General features: G+C 64.7%; 18 protein-coding genes. 9 read left to right on the top strand and 9 right to left on the bottom strand.

The window, feature by feature from the left end:
- Window positions 1-36: 36 nt before the first annotated feature.
- Genes P6U25_RS29660 through P6U25_RS29650 form a run of 3 tightly spaced genes read left to right on the top strand, consistent with a single transcriptional unit; the run spans window position 37 to window position 2,083 of the window.
- Window positions 37-651 carry a LemA family protein gene (locus P6U25_RS29660; protein WP_407148292.1) on the top strand — a complete coding sequence of 205 codons (615 nt, stop codon included), beginning with the start codon at window positions 37-39 and terminating at the stop codon, window positions 649-651.
- 22 nt (window positions 652-673) lie between these two features.
- Window positions 674-1,567 carry a TPM domain-containing protein gene (locus P6U25_RS29655; protein ID WP_407148291.1) on the top strand — a complete coding sequence of 298 codons (894 nt, stop codon included), beginning with the start codon at window positions 674-676 and terminating at the stop codon, window positions 1,565-1,567.
- A gap of 18 nt (window positions 1,568-1,585) precedes the next feature.
- Window positions 1,586-2,083: a TPM domain-containing protein gene (locus P6U25_RS29650; protein WP_407148290.1), complete on the top strand. Its 498-nt coding sequence runs from the start codon at window positions 1,586-1,588 to the stop codon at window positions 2,081-2,083.
- Between the two features lie 147 nt (window positions 2,084-2,230).
- Here the strand turns inward: P6U25_RS29650 and P6U25_RS29645 are convergent, their stop codons facing one another.
- The 3 genes from P6U25_RS29645 to P6U25_RS29635 all read right to left on the bottom strand — a co-directional run bounded on the left by P6U25_RS29645 (window position 2,231) and on the right by P6U25_RS29635 (window position 4,107).
- Window positions 2,231-2,845, bottom strand: a complete 615-nt coding sequence (locus P6U25_RS29645) for a glutathione S-transferase family protein (protein ID WP_407148289.1) — start codon at window positions 2,843-2,845, stop codon at window positions 2,231-2,233.
- Between the two features lie 81 nt (window positions 2,846-2,926).
- Window positions 2,927-3,736 (bottom strand): MBL fold metallo-hydrolase, encoded by an 810-nt coding sequence (locus tag P6U25_RS29640; protein ID WP_407148288.1) that lies wholly within the window; start codon window positions 3,734-3,736, stop codon window positions 2,927-2,929.
- Window positions 3,733-4,107, bottom strand: coding sequence for a Crp/Fnr family transcriptional regulator (locus P6U25_RS29635; RefSeq protein WP_407148287.1), 375 nt, complete (start codon window positions 4,105-4,107; stop codon window positions 3,733-3,735). Before P6U25_RS29635 ends, P6U25_RS29640 begins: the two co-directional genes overlap by 4 nt.
- A gap of 203 nt (window positions 4,108-4,310) precedes the next feature.
- On the opposite strand from P6U25_RS29635, the gene P6U25_RS29630 reads away from it, so the two are divergent.
- The 4 genes from P6U25_RS29630 (at window position 4,311) to P6U25_RS29615 (ending at window position 9,794) form a co-directional block, all read left to right on the top strand.
- Window positions 4,311-5,318 carry a hypothetical protein gene (locus tag P6U25_RS29630; RefSeq protein ID WP_407148286.1) on the top strand — a complete coding sequence of 336 codons (1,008 nt, stop codon included), beginning with the start codon at window positions 4,311-4,313 and terminating at the stop codon, window positions 5,316-5,318.
- A gap of 91 nt (window positions 5,319-5,409) precedes the next feature.
- On the top strand, window positions 5,410-6,957 hold the full coding sequence (locus P6U25_RS29625; protein WP_407148285.1) for a hypothetical protein: 1,548 nt from the start codon (window positions 5,410-5,412) through the stop codon (window positions 6,955-6,957).
- 104 nt (window positions 6,958-7,061) lie between these two features.
- Entirely contained in the window at window positions 7,062-8,312 is a 1,251-nt protein-coding gene (locus tag P6U25_RS29620) for a flavin-dependent oxidoreductase (protein WP_407148284.1), read from the top strand.
- Window positions 8,313-8,405: 93 nt separating this feature from the next.
- The gene (locus P6U25_RS29615) at window positions 8,406-9,794 is read left to right on the top strand and encodes an MFS transporter (RefSeq protein WP_407148283.1); all 1,389 of its coding nucleotides are present in this window, start codon (window positions 8,406-8,408) and stop codon (window positions 9,792-9,794) included.
- Here P6U25_RS29615 and P6U25_RS29610 read toward each other — a convergent pair.
- From P6U25_RS29610 to putA, 3 genes are all read right to left on the bottom strand, one after another.
- Window positions 9,785-10,429: a glutathione S-transferase family protein gene (locus P6U25_RS29610; RefSeq protein ID WP_407148282.1), complete on the bottom strand. Its 645-nt coding sequence runs from the start codon at window positions 10,427-10,429 to the stop codon at window positions 9,785-9,787. The genes P6U25_RS29615 and P6U25_RS29610 overlap by 10 nt on opposite strands.
- Window positions 10,430-10,617: 188 nt before the next feature.
- Window positions 10,618-11,823, bottom strand: coding sequence for a CaiB/BaiF CoA transferase family protein (locus P6U25_RS29605; protein ID WP_407148281.1), 1,206 nt, complete (start codon window positions 11,821-11,823; stop codon window positions 10,618-10,620).
- A 277-nt stretch (window positions 11,824-12,100) separates the two neighbouring features.
- Window positions 12,101-15,109, bottom strand: a complete 3,009-nt coding sequence (gene putA / locus P6U25_RS29600) for a bifunctional proline dehydrogenase/L-glutamate gamma-semialdehyde dehydrogenase PutA (RefSeq protein ID WP_407148280.1) — start codon at window positions 15,107-15,109, stop codon at window positions 12,101-12,103.
- Window positions 15,110-15,224: 115 nt separating this feature from the next.
- Between putA and P6U25_RS29595 the strand changes: the two genes are divergently transcribed.
- Both P6U25_RS29595 and P6U25_RS29590 read left to right on the top strand, forming a co-directional pair.
- The gene (locus P6U25_RS29595) at window positions 15,225-15,689 is read left to right on the top strand and encodes an Lrp/AsnC ligand binding domain-containing protein (RefSeq protein ID WP_407148279.1); all 465 of its coding nucleotides are present in this window, start codon (window positions 15,225-15,227) and stop codon (window positions 15,687-15,689) included.
- A gap of 157 nt (window positions 15,690-15,846) precedes the next feature.
- Window positions 15,847-16,431: a hypothetical protein gene (locus tag P6U25_RS29590; protein WP_407152652.1), complete on the top strand. Its 585-nt coding sequence runs from the start codon at window positions 15,847-15,849 to the stop codon at window positions 16,429-16,431.
- Between the two features lie 141 nt (window positions 16,432-16,572).
- Here the strand turns inward: P6U25_RS29590 and P6U25_RS29585 are convergent, their stop codons facing one another.
- From P6U25_RS29585 to P6U25_RS29575, 3 genes are all read right to left on the bottom strand, one after another.
- Complete coding sequence (locus P6U25_RS29585) at window positions 16,573-16,773, bottom strand: cold-shock protein (protein ID WP_212499768.1); 201 nt, start codon at window positions 16,771-16,773, stop codon at window positions 16,573-16,575.
- 282 nt (window positions 16,774-17,055) lie between these two features.
- Window positions 17,056-17,367 carry a c-type cytochrome gene (locus P6U25_RS29580; protein WP_407148278.1) on the bottom strand — a complete coding sequence of 104 codons (312 nt, stop codon included), beginning with the start codon at window positions 17,365-17,367 and terminating at the stop codon, window positions 17,056-17,058.
- Window positions 17,368-17,378: 11 nt separating this feature from the next.
- Window positions 17,379-18,578, bottom strand: a complete 1,200-nt coding sequence (locus P6U25_RS29575; protein ID WP_407148277.1) for a molybdopterin-dependent oxidoreductase — start codon at window positions 18,576-18,578, stop codon at window positions 17,379-17,381.
- Window positions 18,579-18,746 lie beyond the last annotated feature (168 nt).

Here is an 18,746-nt window from a genome sequence, read left to right as displayed (position 1 = left end):
GTTACGGTGATCGAGAATTCCACCGGGAGAACTTTCATGCGCAAGCTTTGGACCGTGCTGGCAGCGCTGGCGACGTTGAGCCTGACCAACTGCGGCTACAACGCGATCCAGACCAACGATGAACAGGTCAAGTCGGCCTGGTCGGAGGTGGTGAATCAGTACCAGCGGCGGGCCGACCTGGTGCCCAACCTGGTCAACTCGGTGAAAGGCTTTGCGCAGCAGGAGAAGGACGTGCTGCTCGGCGTCACCAATGCACGCGCCAAGGTCGGCAGCGTCCAGGCGACGCCTGAAGTGCTCAACGATCCCGCTGCATTCCAGAAGTTCACGCAGGCGCAGGGCGAGCTCACCAGCGCGCTGTCGCGGCTGCTGGTCGTGACCGAGAACTATCCGCAGCTCAAGTCGGACGCGCTGTTCCGTGACCTGATGGCGCAGCTCGAAGGCACTGAGAACCGCATCACCGTGGCGCGCAACCGCTACATCAAGTCGGTGCAGGACTACAACGTCGGCATCCGCACCTTCCCGAACAATCTCACCGCGATGGTGTTCGGCTACAAGGACAAGCCCAACTTCTCGGTCGACAACGAGAAGGAGATTTCGACCGCGCCGAAGGTCGATTTCGGCCCATCGCCGGCTCCGGCGCCGTCGAAGTAGCTGACAGCGCGATCCGACCGCGATGACCGCTGCACGCGTCATCCTGCTTGCCTTCCTGCTGGGCTTCATCTGCCCGGCATGGGCCGAGGTCGGGGTGCCGCAGCTCACCGGCCGCGTCGTCGACCAGACCGGAACGCTGTCGTCGGGCGACATTGCTTCGCTCAACGACAAACTGAAAGGCCTGGAGACGCGCAAGGGCGCCCAGGTCGCCGTTCTGATCGTGCCCACCACGGGCGAGGAGACCATCGAGCAGTTCTCGATCCGCGTTGCCGAAGCCTGGAAGATCGGGCGCAAGAAGATCGATGATGGCGCGCTGCTCGTCGTCGCCAAGAACGACCGGCATCTGCGCATCGAGGTCGGTTACGGCCTCGAGGGCGTGCTCAGCGATGTCGTCACCCATCGGATCATCGACGAGGACATCACGCCGAAATTCAAGGCTGGTGATTTCGCCGGCGGCATCTCGGCCGGCGTCGACAGGATGATCGGCCTCGTCAATGGCGAGCAACTGCCCGAGCCGGAGCCCGAGCATTGGCAAGCGCCGAATTTCGTCGATCTGGCCAATCCGGCTGGGATCTTTGTCGTCATCATCGTGGCGGGAATCTTGCGCGGGATCTTGGGGCGCCTGCTCGGCTCGGCCGCGACGGGCGGCATCGTTGGCGTCTTTGTCTGGATGGTGGCCGGCTCGCTCGTGACGGCCATCGGGGTCGGGCTGTTCACCTTCGTCGCGGCGCTGATCTTCGGCGGATTGAATTTCGGCGGTCCGGTGGTCGGTTCGGGGCCGTACCGGAGAAGCGGCGGCTATCCGGGCGGCTGGTCCGGCGGCGGCTGGAGCGGTGGTTCGGGCTCCAGCGACGGCGGCGGCTTCAGCGGCGGAGGCGGCAGCTTCGGCGGCGGTGGGGCGTCGGGAAGCTGGTAGGCAAGAGGCATTACGCTCATGGGCATCAAGCGCATCGGCAAGCATCTGCTCGAGCACCGCTGGCGGGTGCGGCGTGACTTTCCGCCGCGCGTCCTCGACGCCATCGAGCGGGCCATCAAGGCCGGCGAAGGCACGCATTCCGGCCAGATCCGTTTTGTGGTCGAGGGTGCGCTCGACGGCGTCCCGCTGTTCCGCGACCAGCCGGCGCGGGAACGGGCGCTCGACGTGTTCTCGCACCTGCGGATCTGGGACACCCATCACAACAACGGCGTCCTGATCTATCTGCTGCTCGCCGATCGCGACGTCGAGATCGTCGCCGACCGCGGCATCGATTCAAAGGTCGGCCACGCTGGCTGGGAAGCGATCTGTCGCGCGATGGAGGCCGATTTCAGGGCGGGCCGGTTCGAGCAAGGTGTGATCAAGGGGATCGAGGCCGTGTCGCGGGAGCTCGCAAAACACTTCCCTCACGTCGCCGGCGGTCCCAACGAGCTGCCGGATAGGCCGGTGGTGATTTGAAGCGCTGCCCTCTCCCCGTCATTGCGAGTTAGCGGAGCGCCCGAATGCGTGCCCGGTGACAGGCTTCGGCGAAGCAATCCATCCCACAACTTGCGGAGGCGTGGATTGCTTCGTCGCTGTCGCTCCTCGCAATGACGGCGTCGGCGCTCAGGCCTTCACTGAAGGCCGTTCGCCGACGCGGTTGAACCAGGCGATGATGTTCGTGTTCGACTGGTCCAGCGGCTGGCCGACCTGGTTGCCGAAATCGAGCCAGCAGTAGAGCAGCATGTCGGCGAGCGTGAAGCGCTTGCCGCAGATGTATTCCCGGCCGTCGGCCATCTGGTCATTCAGCCATTTGATGCGGTTGGCGGCGATCATCTTCAGCCCCGGCGAAGCCTCGGGCGCGACCGGGATGCGCTTCTCGAAAAACTTCAATGCCTCGCCGAAGCGGTAGCCGTTGGCGAGCGGCTCGGCGATGTTGAGATCGAGTCGGCGCGTCCACATCCGGCACACGGCGCGATCTTCGGGCGTCGCGCCGATCATCGCCGGCGAAGGGTGCTTCTCCTCGAGATATTCGCAGATCGCCGTGATCTCGGACAGATAGCTGCCGTCGTCGAGCTCCAGCGTCGGCATCTGGCCGTGCGGATTGCGCTTCAGATGGGCCGCCTCGCGGTTCTCGCCGCCGCGCAGGTCGACAGTCTGCTTGGGCATCTCGATGCCCTTCTCGGCCATGAACATGCGCACAATGCGCGGGTTCGGTCCGATCGAGTCGTAAAGCTTCATGGTCCTCGCTCCCTGTTTCTTAGCGCTGTTGTTTTCCTTGAACAGGTCGCGCGCGGATTTGTCAAATACAGAAGGGCACAGTCAATCGTCGAGCTTGTTGAGGTCGCGCACCGACTGCATGATCGGCTCGAAATTGGCGCGCGCATCGAGGGCGTCGAACAGTTGCGCGGTGTCCTCGAGCAGGCCGTGCGAGCGCTGCAGCGCGATCCGCACGTCGTCCTGCGGAGTGTCGGACAGCCGGCCGTGACCGGATAGCAGGATCCTCGAGTTGAGACCCTTCAGGCGCTCCAGCGACTGGATGTAATCGGCGATCGAGCCGGAGCCGAACACGCCGCCCATCACGCCGCCCGGCATCAGCGTGTCGGCTGCGAACAGCAGGCCCTTGTCCGGGTCGAACAGGGTGATGCAAGCCGACGTATGGCCCGGCGTGTACATCACGTTGAGGCGGAAATTGCCGAGGTCGATGAGATTGCCTTCCTCGAGCCAGAGGTCGACGTCAATCGGTACGTTCGGTTCGTTGAACATCTTGCGCAGCATCGAGAAGTCGTCGCGCAGCATGATCTTGTTGGCGGCGAGCCGGTGCGCGGCGATATAGGCGCGGCCGTGGAAATGATAGGCCGCGCCGATGTGGTCGAGATGCTCGTGGCTCAGCACCACCATGTCGATCATGTCGGGCGTCACCCCGAGGTGATCGAGGCAGGCGACGAGGGACGGGTAGTTGGTCGACAGCCCGACGTCGATCAGGATGGTCCGCTTGCTGCCGCGCACCAGATAGGCGTTCGCCGCACGGTTCTTGAAGCGGATCTGGTAGACGTCGTCGGCGGCCTGGATCAGCGTCGCCACATCAGCCTCGAACAAGATCTTGAACGGGCTCGGCCGACGCTCGCTCATGGGTTTGCTGCCGCTTGGTAGGTGACGGCGTTGGAGGCGCGCAGCCGCTTCGAGAGCGCGTCCATCACCATCAGCGCAAACGCTGGCTGCTGGCTGACGAGATAAACGAAGCGGGCGTGGTTGATCCGCATCACCCGTGTGCCGGCTGCGGCGGCGATCGCGGTCGCCGAGCGGGACGAGCCGTCGATCACGGCCATTTCGCCGAAGAACTCACCCTTGCCGAGGCTGACGACGGTTGTCCTGTGTCCGCCGTTGGTCTTGGTGATGTCGACCTTGCCGTCGAGCACGACGAACAGCTCGCGGCCGGTCGAGCCTTCCTCAAAAATGACGTCATCGACATCAAATTCATTGATGCATTTCTCGATCGTCATGGCGCTCCCCTGCCTTCTGGCTGGAAGATGGCGGTATGTTAATCGGGAAACCGCCGCCCGCAAACGGAGCTGACGCAGATTGCCGCGGGGCAGCGTCGCCCAAATCCGGCCCGGAAGAGTTCCTAAAATTTAGGTAATGGCGAGCCGGGTAACGATTTCGCAAGCAATAAAAGTTACCAAATTGTCAACCTAGCCTGGAGATTTTGAACGTGAGTGAGCAGCAGAGCGGGCCGCTCGGCGGTGAAGCCGGCGCCGAGATGGCGGCCAAGACTGAGCCGGTGCTGGCCGCGGCCGATGCCGGGGCTGTCCGGCTCTCGCCCGAGCAGGAAGAGACGTCGCCGAAGGCCGACGCTCCCAAGATCGAAGTGTCCAAGAGCGAACACCCGAAGGTCGAGCCGGCCCGGATCGAGCCGCCGAAGATCGACCCGCTTGGGGTCGAGGTTGGAAGGCGCGAAGAGCCGCATTTCCCGGGCAAGCTGATGATCATGGCGCCGGGGGACCGCACCTGGGAAGACCGGACCTGGGATCACCAGGCATCGGCCTCGAAGCCGGCGTCGGAGCAGTCCACCAAGCCGGCCGGCACGCGCCGAGTGGCGGCGATGGCCGCGGTGATTGCGCTTGCGGCCGTGGCAGGCGCTATCGGCGGCGCCTTCGCAACCACGGCGCTCAGCCATTTCGCCCGCAAGGAGGCCGCAGCCGCGAAGGAGACACCGACGAAGGAAGCGCTCGACGCGTCGATCGCCCGGATCGACGGCGAAATCGCCGCCCTGAAGTCCAGCATCGACCAGACCGCCAGGAACGGTTCGGTTCAGCTCAACAAGACCAATGACCGCCTCGACAAGGTCGAGAAGGCGCAGGCCGAGCCGATGGCCAAGCTCGCCAAGCTCAGCGAGACCGTCGACAAGCTCCGCACCACGCCGCCGGCCGCCACCGCGGCAACGACTGCGGCGGCCCGGGAAGTCACGGGCACGGTAACCCCGCCGGCGACCGCCGCGGCGGCGCCCAAGGTCGAGGTCGGCCGCCTACCGGTGGTCGAAGGCTGGGCGTTGCGCGACGTCGGTCATGGCAGCGCACTGATCGAGGGCCGCGGGGGCATCTATGAGGTCTATGCCGGCGATCCCGTCCCGGGTCTCGGACGCGTCGATGCCATCCGCAGGCAGGACGGGCGCTGGGTGGTCGTCACCAGCAGGGGCCTGATCGTCGCGCGCTGATCGCGAATACCCGACAAAACCGAGGCGCTTCACCGCGATGTGAAGCGCCTTTTTTCTTGAATAGGCTTCGCCGCGCGGTGTTAGTGGAGACATGAGCCGCGTGCTGCGATGCCTTCTGGTCGTGTCCGTTCTGCTCTGCGGCGTCGGCAGGGCGTGCGCGGGCGAGGATCGTCCACTCGAGCGCGGTCTGGCGATCATTGATCCGGTCATCCTCCGTGAGCTCGATCATGGCCGCTTCGGTCTCGGCCGCATGCTGTCGCCGGAGCGCTCGGCCGGCGCACCATTCTCCAACCGTGAGCTGTTCAGCCTGCCGGCGATGGTGCCGGTGCGCGAGGCGCTGGCGCGTGAGTTCGATCGTTACGTGACGGACCACAAAGCGAGCCTGCCGAACGAGAGCATCGGCGTCGGCGAAGGGTTCGCCTTCCAACTGTTCGATCGCGACCTGTTTGACTCCCCTGATGTCCGCTTCGTGCTGTCGGGCATCGTCAACCGCATGGACCGTGCCTATGTGGCGCCGGCGAGTTGCGGCGAGATCCGGTTGATCTACCGCCTGACCCGCACCGACGTGCCGCTGATCGGCGAGAACGCGGTCTCGCAACGCTTGCCGATGACGCTGAACCTGGTGCTGAAGGCGAAGGGCGACGGCAATGATGCGGCGCTCACCTGTCGCGAGATCGCGCGGCGCTGGCTTGCGACCGCCAGCGCGCCGCCGACGCTCGACAGCCTGTTCGGCAAGGACGGTCCGCTCGACGTGATCGGGGACCGGAATATCGAGCGCATCGAGACCAACCTGCAAATCGCGCACGCGCCGAAATCAGCGGTGCGGGATTTCCGCACCGACTATCTGTTGAAGGTGTTCGACTATGACGGGGAGGCAAGGCGTTTCGTGGAAGCGCCGCTGGAGAACCAGATCGATCGCGACCGCATCCTGACCGACGAGACGCTGAGGCGGGACTTCAAGGCATGGCTGCTCGATTCCGGTCATTTCGCCGAGCTTGATCGCGGCACACTCGTGATCCCCGAACGCTTTCTCGCAAGGCGCGCCGTTGCCCCAACCCCGGCCGGTTTCGATGTCAGCGATCTGCAGCCCGAATTCGGCCTGACGGAGGGCGAGGGCGCGGCCGGCAAGGCGGTGTTCTCTGATAGCGATGTGGTCGGCGCCTTGAAGCAGGCCGCGGCTGACGGAACCAGGTTGCAGAACATTCAGTCGCTCGCCGGCTTCGAGCGGCGCCTCAACGACGTCACTTGCGCCGGCTGCCACCAGACCCGCGGCATCGGCGGCTTCCACTTCCCAGGCGTCGACTGGATGGCGGCGAAGCCGTCAAATTCCACCGTGGTGCCGGCCTCGCCGCATTTCTTCGGCGATCAGGTCCGCCGCCGCGATATCCTTGCCAGCTTCCGCGAGGGCAAGGCGCCGGACTTTTCGCGCGGCTTCGCCAATCGCCCGCAATTGCGCGGCAAGGCCGAGCTCGCCGGCACTGAATATAGCGACGGCTGGGGCGCGCATTGCTACCTGCCGCCGGCGAAGCCCGCCGAGGCTGACCGCAGTTTTCGCGGCTGGACCTGCGCCGAGGGGCTCGCCTGTCAGCCCGCCGGCCAAACCTCGCGCATGGGGATGTGCTTCGTGAGGGCGCGGTAGCCGTTGCGTCGCAGTCTTTTCCTCTCGTTCCGCGCTTCGCACCCGCGGGAGCATTGACGCGAGATTGACAGTAGACTGATCATTCGTGTTTCATCGCGTCAACAATGTCCGGGGATGGAAACAGGAACGAGGTCATCATCGTCGGCGCCGGCATCGGCGGACTGACGCTCGGCCTCGCGTTGCATCAAGCCGGCATATCGTGCCGCATCTTCGAATCCACCGCAGAGATCAGGCAAGTGGGCGTCGGCATCAACCTGTTGCCGCATGCGACCAGGGAACTCGCGGCCCTCGGACTCGAGGAGGCGCTTGCGAGCGTCGCGATCACGACGACCGATGCGACCTTCTTCAACCGCTTCGGTCAATTGATCTATCAGGAGCCGCTCGGCCGGGCCGCCGGCTATGAGCATCCGCAATTCTCGATTCATCGCGGCGACCTGCAGAGGGTGTTGCTGGACGCCTTCCGCGCCCGCGCCGGCGCCGACCGCGTCGTCACCGACCGGCACTGTGTTGCCGTGGCGCAGGACGGTGGCGGCGTGGCGGTGACATTTGCCGGAGCCTCCGGCGCCGACCGCGTCACCATACGCGGGCGGGTCGCGATCGCCTGTGACGGCATCAATTCGGTGGTGCGCAAGCAGTTCTTCCCCGGCGAGGGCGAGCCCCGCTACTCCGGCGTCAACATGTGGCGGGGCGTGACGCGTTGGAAGCCGATATTGTCGGGCGCCAGCATGGTGCGTGCCGGCTGGCTCTCACACGGCAAGGTCGTGATCTATCCGATCCGCCGTTCCGACACCTGTGGACTGCAGCTCGTCAACTGGGTTGCTGAGATCGAGACCCCGAACTATCGCAAGCGCGACTGGAATCGGGCCGGCTCGCTCGACGACTTCATTTGGGCGTTCGCCGACTGGCACTTCGACTGGCTCGACGTGCCTGCCTTTCTCCGCGCCGCCGACAGCGTGCTTGAATTCCCGATGGTCGATCAGGACCCGCTGCCGCGCTGGAGCTTTGGCCGCGTCACCCTGCTCGGCGACGCGGCGCATCCGATGGTGCCGCGTGGCTCGAATGGCGCGGGGCAGGCGATCCTCGATGCACGTGCATTGGCGACCGCGCTGCTTGCCCATGACGATCCGGTGGCGGCGCTTTCGGCCTACGAGCAACAGCGGCTGGAGACGACCGCGCGCATCGTGCTGACCAACCGCACCAATCCGCCGGACGCGATCCTGCGCGAGGTATTCCTGCGAACCAACGACAAGCCATTCCGCGCCGTCGAAGATGTCATCAGCCGCGAAGAACTGGTCGAATTGTCCGACGGCTACAAGCGGATTGCGGGGTATTCGAAGGCTGCGTTGCGCAGTTAGCCGCAAGGCCGCGTGGCCTCCTGTGCGCCAGGTTTCAAGGAAAGCGGCCGGCAAAAGGCGTCAGCAGAGTGTCGTCGAGGAAAGAGGCGGGGCATGGCTGAGATTGAGGAAATCGACGTTGCTGAACATATCGACCGGCAACCGGTCGGCAGCTTCCAGATCAAGCTGCTGTTGGCCTGCGCCGCAGTGCTGGTCCTGGACGGCTTCGACACCCAGGCGATCGGCTACGTCGCACCCGCGCTGGCCCGGGAATGGAGCCTGTCGCGCGCTGCGCTCGGACCCGTCTTCAGCGCCGGCCTGTTCGGCCTGATGATCGGCGCGCTGGTGTTCGGCCCGCTCGCCGATCGCGTCGGCCGCAAGAGGATCATTATTTTGTCGATGTTGGCGTTCGGCGTCGGCACCATCGCAACTGCCTTCGTCAACGACGTTACGACGCTATTAATCATCCGCCTGCTCACCGGTCTTGGGCTCGGCGGGGCGATGCCGAACGCCGTTGCGATGACCTCCGAATTCAGCCCGCATCGCCGCCGCGCCACCATGGTGATGATCATGTTCTGCGGCTTCTCGATCGGTGCGGCGCTGGGTGGCTTGCTCGCGGCGGCGCTGATTCCGCAGTATGGCTGGCGTTCGGTGTTCATCGTCGGCGGCGCCGCGCCGTTGCTGCTGGCGCCGGTCCTCGCATGGCGGCTGCCCGAATCCGTGCGCTTCCTCGCGTTGAGTGGTCGAGCCGATGCGCGCGTCGCCGAACTGCTGGGACGGATCAATCCGAACGCCGCTGCGGTGACGGTAGGCACCCGCTTCGTCGTTCACGAACCACCGCTCGAGGGCCTGCCGGTTCTGCATCTCTTCCGCGATGGAAGGACGTTGCCCACGCTGCTGCTGTGGGTCGTGTTCTTCATGAGCCTGCTGGACCTGTATTTCCTGGCGAATTGGCTGCCGGTGGTGCTGAACGATCTCGGTGCATCGGTGTCGTCGGCCGTGCTGATCGGCTCGACGCTGCAGGTCGGCGGAGTGGTCGGCACGGTTGCGCTCGGCAGCGTGGTCGACCGCTTCTCGTTCCGCGCGCTCGCGTTGGTGTATTTCGTCGCCGTGTTTGCCGTCGGCGCGATCGGCCAGCTTGGTCACTCGGCGGTGCTGGTGGCGATCGTGATTTTCGCAGCCGGGTTCTGCATCGTCGGCGGTCAGATCGCCGCCAATGCGCTGGCTGCCAACTTCTATCCGACGTCCATGCGCGCCACCGGCGTGGGCTGGGCCCTCGGCATCGGTCGCGTCGGCTCGATCATCGGCCCCCTGATCGGCGGCGCACTGATGAGCGCGAAGTGGAGCACGGCTGCGTTGTTTGCGATCGCCGCGTCGGCCGCACTTTGCGCTGCGCTGGCGGCGCTGCTGCTCGGCCGGGTCGTCCAGCTCGGCGGCGATTCCGGTGCGAACCGGACGTCGTCATTTGATGCTGAAACGCGGAGACGAGGATCCTACGCATAGTGCTGCAGGCGCTGGCCGGGCAGCAGATCGTAGGCGGACTTCCAGCCGGGCAGCGCTGCGATGCGGTCGAGCCAAGCCCTGATCTTCGGATGGCTCGTCGCGAAATCGTACCCGGTCTCGTCGCCCGGATAGTGCAAATAGGCCATCATCGAGAAATCCGACACCGTCGGTCGCGCACCGATCATGAAGGCATTGCGTCCGACATGTTGATCGAGAATGTCGAGGAAGTCGTTGAGCCGCGCGCGGAAATGCTTCAGTACCGCCGGATCGGCTGACGGCGTGAAGGTGCGCAGGAAGCGGTAGGTCGCCATGTAGCCCGAGAGCTTCTGATTGTCCCAGAACAGCCAGCGCAGCAGCTCGAATCGCTCCGCAGGCGTTTCGCCGCCGAACTTGCCGTACTGATCTGCAAGCTGTAGCAGGATCGGCGCGGTCTGGGTCCGACGTTCGCCGTCAACCTCCAGCACCGGGATTTCGCCCATCTCGTTGACGGTCGCGCGCCACTCCGCCGTGCGCGTGACGCCGCCGCCGAAATCGGTCCACACCGGCTCGAAGCTCTCCCCGCACAGCGTGAGCATCAGCGCGAGCTTGTAGCTGTTGCCGGATTCCGGGAAGTAGTGCAGGCGATAGCGGGGCATGTTGGGGGCCTCTTGTTGATGGATCGCGTACCTCGCCCCGCTTGCGGGGAGAGGTCGGATCGCGTCAGCGATCCGGGTGAAGGGGAACAGGTCTCACCAGTATCGACGCACGCGGTGAGAGCCCCTCACCCCGTCCCTCTCCCCGCAAGAGCGGGGCGAGGGAGTAGAGGCAGCGTCAGCGGCTGCCGCTACGCCACCGCGCCAGAGGCGCGCAGCCTTTTGATCGTCGCTTCGTCGTAACCAGCTTGCCGCAGGATCTCGTCGGAATGCTCGCCGACCTCGGGCGGCTTGCGTGGCTGCACTTTCTTTGAGCCGTCGATGAAGATCGGGCTGTTGACGGTCAGCATGGTGTCGTTCTCGAAGCGCACCAGCACCTCGTTCTCGATCATCTGCTTGTCGTTCGGAATGTCGTCGAGAATGCCGACGACGCCGAACACCAGGCCGTTGCCGTCGAGGATCTTGCGCCATTCGGCGAGGTCCTTGGTGGCAAACACCTCGTCGAAGACCTTGATCAGTTCGACCGAGCGGGCGTGGCGGTCCGCCTTGGTGGCGAAGCGCGGATCCGCGACGAGATCCTCGCGGCCGAGGCAACGCGCCAGCGTCGGCCATTGCCGATCTTCGTTGAGCAGCGACAGGATGATCCAGCGGCCGTCCCTGCACTTGTAGTGGTTGGTGACGGCGTTCAGCGCCTCTTCGCGCGGCTTGCGCTTCTTGAACTTGGCGCCCGAGAGCTTGGCCTGCGCCAGCACGCCGTTCGCCCAAACGCCGTTGGCCATCAAATTGGTCGAGACGTGCGAGCCCTTGCCGGTCTTCTCGCGCTTGAACAGCGCGGTCACGATCGCACCATAGAAGGCCATCGCGCAAGGGTGATCGCCCATGCCGGCGACCGAGCGGGCCGGGGTGGTGTCCTCGTCGGCGCGCACCAGATCCATCAGGCCGGATCGCGCCCAATAGGCGTTGGAGTCGAAGCCGGGCTTGTTGGCTTCTTCGCCCTTTTCGCCATAGCCGGTGAAGGACGCATAGATCAACCGGTCGTTGAGATGGGCGAGATGATCGTAGGTAATGCCGAGCTTCTGGCGCACCTGCGGCGGCATGTTGGTGATGAAGACGTCGGCCTCCGCGACAAGCTTGTAGAGCACCTGCTGCGCGTCGGGCTTGGTGAGGTCGAGGGCCAGGCTCTTCTTGTTGCGGGCCTCCAGCATCCACGCGAAATTATGCTCGCTCGCGGGATAGCCGGGCAGGTTCGGTAGGTTCCGATAGGGATCGCCGGCACCGGGCGGCTCGATCTTGATGACGTCGGCGCCGAAGTCGGAGAGCACGGTGGCGGCCGCGGGCGCAGCGATGAAGCTCGCGCAATCAAGAACCTTGAGCCCGTCAAAAATGCCTTTTTCCATCGTGCCGTCGCTCCCGTGGCGCTTTGTTGATGTTTTTCCGGTGGCTGGAATATCGAATGCGATGATCCCGATCGGGTCGCCATTTGACCTATGTCGGGGGGCTGATGCAACGGATTGTTGGGCCGTCATTGCGAGGAGCTCGCGACAATTGCAGAGCAATTTTGCGCTGAAGCGACGAAGCAATCCATGTTTGCGCGAGCGGAGATGCGATTGCTTCGCGGAGCCTGTCATCGGGCGCGCGTTCGCGCGACCCGTTGGTTCGCAATGACGGGAGCCGTTACTCCATCCCCGCCATCAGCGCGGCATTGCCGCCCGCGGCGGCGGTGTTGATGGTCACCGTCTGCTCAGTGGCGAAGCGCGCGAGGTAATGTGGTCCGCCAGCCTTCGGGCCGGTGCCGGAGAGCCCGCTGCCGCCGAATGGCTGTACGCCGACCACGGCGCCGATCATGTTGCGATTGACATAGATGTTACCGACTTGAAGGCGATCGATCACGTGCTCGACGGTATCCTCGATGCGGGAGTGGATGCCGAGCGTCAACCCGAAGCCGGTCGCCTCGATCGCGGCCAGCACCGCGCCGAGCCGCTCGGCCCGGTAGCGCACGACGTGCAGGATCGGCCCGAACACCTCCTCGGTGAGCTCGCCGGCATCGGACAGTTCAAAGATATGCGGCGCGACGAAGTTGCCGGCCGGCGCCTCGCCGGCCAGATGGGTGCGTGCCTGCTGTTTCATGCGTGCAATATGCGCATCCAGCCGCTGCTTGGCCTCCGCATCGATCACCGGCCCGACATGCGTTGACGGATCGGACGGGTCGCCGATCTTCAACTCGCGCGCCGCGCCCGCGATCATCTCGATCGTGCGGTCGGCGACGTCGTCCTGCACGAACAACAGCCGTAGCGCGGAGCAGCGCTGGCCGGCGGAGCGGAACGCCGAGGTCACGACGTCATCGGCGACCTGTTCGGGCAGCGCGGTGGCGTCGACGATCATCGCATTGATGCCGCCGGTTTCCGCGATCAGCGGCACGATCGGGCCGTCCTTGGCTGCCAATGTCCGGTTGATCGATCGCGCAACTTCGGTCGATCCGGTGAAGACGACGCCGGCGATCTGCGGATCGGCAACCAGCGCGGCGCCTACAGCACCATCGCCCTGGACCAGATGAAGAGCGGATGCCGGCACGCCTGCCTCATGCAGCAGCCGGACGGCCTCGGCCGCGATCCACGGCGTCTGCTCGGCGGGCTTTGCGATCACCGCGTTGCCCGCCATCAGCGCCGCCATCACCTGGCCGAGAAAGATCGCCAGCGGAAAATTCCACGGTGAGATCGCGACAAAGGCGCCGCGGCCGCGCAAGGCCAGCACGTTGCTTTCGCCGGTCGGCCCCGGCATCGCCTCGCCGTCACCGAACAGCTTTCGCCCGAGCGCTGCGTAGTAGCGACAGAAATCCGCAGCCTCGCGCACCTCGGAGAGTGCGTCGTCGAGCGTCTTGCCGCCCTCGCTCTGTAACAGCGCGATGAAATGCGCGCGGCGCTGCTCCAACAGCTTGGCGGCCTTGTCCAGGATCTCGGCGCGCCTTTGCGCTGGTGTAGCGTTCCATGCCGTGAAGCCGCGGCGTGCTGCGGAGACGGCGGCGGTTGCCTGTTCGGTGGTTGATGTTTTGACGGTGCCAGGCGAGGCCTTGCGCTCAGCGGCAATCGCCGATGTCAGCGCATCAAGCGCCTTCCGTTCGCCAAACTCGATGCCGTGCGAATTCTCGCGCTGCGGCCTGTAGAGATCGGCCGGCAATGGAATGTCCGGATGAGCAGCTTTGTGGTCGGCTCCGACGATCTCGGCCGGGCGGCGCAACAGGTCTGCGATGGACACGCGATTGTCGGCGGCCAGCGCGACGAAGGAGGAGTTGGCGCCGTTCTCGAGCAGCCGTCGCACCAGATAGGCGAGCAGGTCGCGGTGGCTGCCGACCGGCGCGTAGGTGCGATGAGCAATCTCCGGCCGGTCCTCGCCGAGCTGCGCATACAGCGCTTCGCCCATGCCGTGCAGCCGCTGGAATTCGAAGCTCTTGGGATCGTCGGCGAGCTCGAGGATGGTCGCGACGGTGAGCGCGTTGTGGGTGGCGAATTGCGGAAACAGCCGCGGCCGCAACGCCAGCAGCTTGTGCGCGCAGGCGACGTAGTTCAGGTCGGTCATCGCCTTGCGGGTGAAGACCGGATAGCCGTCGAGCCCGCGCTCCTGCGCGCGCTTGATTTCGGTGTCCCAATAGGCGCCCTTGACCAGCCGCACCATCATCTTGCGGTCGAGCCCGCGTGCCAGCCCATCGACGTAGTCGATCACATCGGCGGCGCGCTTCTGATAGGCCTGGATGGCCAGCCCAAAGCCGCTCCAGCCCGCGAGCGACGCATCCGCAAGGGCGGCGGCGATCACGTCGAGCGACAACTCCAGCCGGTCGGCCTCCTCTGCATCGACGGTAAAGTTCAGATCGAAAGCTTTGGCGCGGCGCGCCAGTTCGACCAGCAGCGGCACCAATTCGGTCATCACGCGGGCGCGGCTCACCGCCTCGAAGCGAGGATGCAGCGCGGAGAGCTTGACCGAGATGCCGGGCCGGTCGGGCAGGGGACGCGCGCCGGCGGTCTTGCCGATCGCCTCGATGGCACGGGCATAAGATTCGAAATAGCGATGCGCGTCGTCGGCGGTGCGCGCGCCCTCGCCGAGCATGTCGAAGGAATAGCGCGAGCCGCGCGCCGAATGCGACTGCGCGCGCGACAGCGCCGCCTCGATGGTCTCACCGAGCACGAAATGACTGCCCATCAGCCGCATCGCTTGCCGCGTGGCTGCGCGCACCGCCGGCGCGCCGAGCCGTTTCGTCAATCGTCCGATCGTCCCCTGTGGCGTCTCGCCGGGCTGGATCACGCGCGCCGACATGCCGAGCGCCCAGGCCGAGGCGTTGACCAAGAACGCCGAGGATTTGGTCTCGTGGTTGATGAAGTCGCCCTGGCCGAGCTTGTCCTCGATGAACTGGTCGGCGGTGCGCGCGTCAGGTACGCGCAGCAGCGCCTCCGCCAGCACCATCAGCGCGAGCCCCTCCTTGGTCGAGAGCGCGAACTCGCGCAGCATGTCCTCCACCCCGCCGAGCGGATCGTCGTTGGCGCGGATGGCCTCGATCAGGCGGGTCGCGGTGCGATCGATCCGTGCCTCGCGGTCTACGCCAAGCCTGCTGTCGGCCAAGAGGTCGGCGGCAAGAGCGGCATCGTCGGGCGCAAAGGGGGCGCTGAACGGGGGAAGCGGGTCGGAGTTGGGCATGGCGGGTTCCTTTGGATCTCACGGGAACACCTACGCGGTCGCGAACCGTAGTTCGATAGACAAATTAGCATATTTACCTTAGAAAATAAGGACGAATATAAGATTGACCAGATATATGGCAGAGATAGACAAAATAGACCGCAAAATCCTCTCGATCCTGCAAGGGGATGGCCGGATTGCCAATGTGGAACTGGCCGAGCGGATCGGGTTGTCGCCGACCTCGGTCGGCGAGCGGCTGAAGCGGCTGCAGCGCGACGGTTTCGTCGAGGGCTATGGCGCAAGGCTCAACCCGCACCGGCTCGGGCTTGGATTGCTGGTGTTCGTCGAGGTGCTGCTCGACAAGACCACGCCTGATGTCTTCGAGCGGTTTGCCAGGGCGGTGCAGACCGCGCCGGAAGTGCTGGAGTGTCATATGGTGGCCGGTGGCTTCGACTACCTGGTCAAGGCGCGCGTCGCCAACATGTCGGCCTATCGCCGCTTCCTCGGCGAAAGCCTGCTGGCGTTGCCGGGCGTGCGCGAAACCCGAACCTACGCCGTGATGGAAGAAGTCAAGCGCGACGCGCCGTTGCCGGTCGGCTGATCTCCACTTGATGTGATCCACAGCCATGCTCCCGGCGTATTGGCATCGCGGGCCGCCCGCGGATATCTTGCCGCCAATTGGGGCAGCAATCATGAAGTATGTCGATCAGCCGATATCAGCGAGGCGCACCGCGTTTGCCTGCGCTCTGACTGCGATCATGCTGTCGTTACTCGCAGCGGCGCCGGCGCGAGCATCCGAGCTCAGCGCGGGCATCGCGCAACTTTATACCTCGGTCTCGATCTATCCGCCGTCGGCGTCGTCGATGACGGTCTGCTACGGCTTCGTCTGCCGGCGCCGCGAGATGCTCGATTTCACGGCGGCCGACCGGGCCGCCCTGACCAGGATCATGGCTGCCGGTCACGCCAATGCGGCCGCCGAGCGCGCGGCGGTGCAGAAGGCGGTGATCTGGTTCGACCGCCGCATGGGGCCGATCCTCGGCACCGACAAGCGCGTGGCCAAAGCCGATTTCCGCGCCAACGACGACAAGCACAATTACGATTGCTGGGATACGACCCGCAACACCACAAGCCTGATGCTGGTGCTACAGGCGTGGAATCTGTTCAAGTTTCACGACGTCGGTGATCCCCATTATCGCGGGTTTCAGTTGATGCAGACGCCGCACAACACAGCCGTGCTGGTCGAGCGCGCGACCAAGGTGCAATGGGCCGTCGATCTCTGGCCGCGCGGCTATCTGCAGCCACCCGATGTCATGACCGTCAGCCAATGGGTGACGGAGGATTGAACGGCTGGAGGCGCGACTAGATCGCCATGGCGCGCGGGCATCGCGCCCGCCCCGCCGAACGTCACGTTGTCTGGCTTTGTTGGGTCGGCCCCCACTCCCGGATGAGGTCCGAGAGTGCGCCGTTCATCTGGCGCTGTTGCGCTAGACCTTCAGGTTTTCAGCCGAAGTCTTGCCGCGATTTGCGATCTCTTCGTACTCCACCGTCTGACCTTCATTGAGCGTCTGAAGACCAGCCTTCTGAACTGCAGAAATATGCACGAAAATGTCCTTGCCGCCCGTTGCGGGCTGGATGAATCCATAACCCTTGGTCGGATTGAACCACTTCACTGTACCTTTGGGCATTTCCAGTCGTCTCCGCGGAATCGATCGAAAACGAACCGCCGGTCCCCGCACAACCGGCTCGTCCGTGCCATACAGGATAGCAGTTTGCGAAAAGCTGGATAGATCAAACCAAGGTGTGTTTTTGCCCGGAAACAACCCGATTTTGGGAGCTTTGGCGCCGAATTGCCTGTTTCATGCTCAATTGATGCAGTGCAAAATCACCCGGTTCCGGCATGGGAGCCTCACGGCGCGCGTCTGTAGCGCGGACTTGGCCCGCACGACAGAAGGCGAACGCGGATCATATCAATAGGTCGCGGCGAGGTAGTCGACGATCTTGCCGACGTCGGCGTCGTCGATCGGCGCACCATAGACCTTGATCATCTTGGTGACCTCGGCCTTCCAGAAGTCCTTCTTCTTCTCACCTTGCGGCGGCTGCGTCTTGACGTAGTCGGCCGAATGGCAGCCACTGCAATTGTTCTGCACGACATCGAGGTTGGGGCCCGGCTTGAAGACGGCGGTCTCCTCGGGGACCTTGTAGTTAACAGGTGCGGCGGTGGCCGCGGCGACCGACAGCGTCGCGATCGCGGCGAGGGCAGGGAGCAGCTTGCGCTTCATGATGCTTCTCCTCACGCCGCGGTGACGTGCACGGTTTCGACGACGTTGCGCAGGTAGCCGGCCGGATTCCACAGCGGATCCATCGGCTGGGTGTCGCCGGCATTGTTGGTGGCGCGCACCTTGAGATCATAAGAGCCGGCCGCGAGCCGCACCGGCATCTTCCACTCCCGGAACGCATATTTGCCAAGGTCCTTGCCGAGCTTGGCCGGCGTCCAGGTCTTGCCGCCGTCGGTCGACACGGCGACGTCCTTGATGCCCTTGCCGCCGTCGAAGGCGATGCCCCGCAGCAGCGCGCGGCCGGCCTTCAGCTTGGCGCCGTCGGCGACGCTGGTGATGAACGAGCGCACCGTGAAGCGGTTGATCGGGATCGTGGCCTTCGGCGCGGTGCCGGGCTCGACCGCATTGTTCGGCGTATCGGGGATCCGGTAGGCGGATTTCATCCAGAAGCCGTCGAACACGCTGTCGATAACGGTGATCTCGTTGACGTGCTTGACCCAATAGGTGCCGTAGTAGCCGGGCACCACGAGGCGGAGCGGGAAGCCGTTGAGGAACGGCAGGTCCTCACCGTTCATGCCGTAGGCCAGCATCACCTCGCCGTCGCGCGCGTGCTCGATGTCGAGCGCCTTCACGAAGTCGGGCGTTGTCTCCATCACCGGAGCATCCATCCCATTGAAGGTGACCTGCTTCGCGCCGGCCTGCACGCCGGCCATGTCGAGCACGGTCTTCAGCGGCACGCCGCGCCAGCGCGCGCAGCCCATCGCGCCGTTGCCAAGCTGGCCGCCGGCGACCCGCGGGTTGAAGAAGCCGCGGCTGTTGCCGGAGCACTGGTTGACGGCGACGATCTCGGTCGCCTTCAATTTCCTGATGTCCTTCAGCGACAATTTCAGCGGCTTGTCGACCTTGCCCTTGATCTCGAGCGTGAAGGTGTCGGGATCGAGATTGTAGGGGATGCCGGCGAGGTGGTAGCGGACGAAGAATGCGTTGTTCGGCGTGATCGGTCCGTCGTTGAAGATCGCAAACGGCGTCTCCAGTTGCGGCGGGCGGCTGGTCTGGCCGATCATCGGACGCTTCTGCGGATAGCGCACCAGCGGTCGTTCGCCATTGTTGAAGGGCAGTGTTGCGGTATCGAGCGCCAGCGCGCCTCGTGACCCCAGCCCCGTTACCAAAGCGGCCATGCCGGCGCGCTTCATCAAGTCTCGTCGGTCGAGCATTCCGCTTCCTCCGAAGCTTCACCTGTCGTGAGCCGGTCATCACCAGACTCAATTGCCTGAGCGCATCCGTCTTGCGAAGAGCGCGCAGATGACAAATGTCGCATCGGGGAACCGCAAGTCAATTGATCCTTTCGCAGCGTCCATCTGCATTGCGTTGCAACGAAAATC

Source organism: Bradyrhizobium sp. ORS 86 (assembly GCF_045571475.1).
In the GTDB taxonomy this organism is placed as follows: Bacteria; Pseudomonadota; Alphaproteobacteria; order Rhizobiales; family Xanthobacteraceae; genus Bradyrhizobium.
The sequence above is the reverse complement of the archived record's forward strand: the minus strand, read 5'-3'. Positions and strand labels throughout refer to the sequence as shown.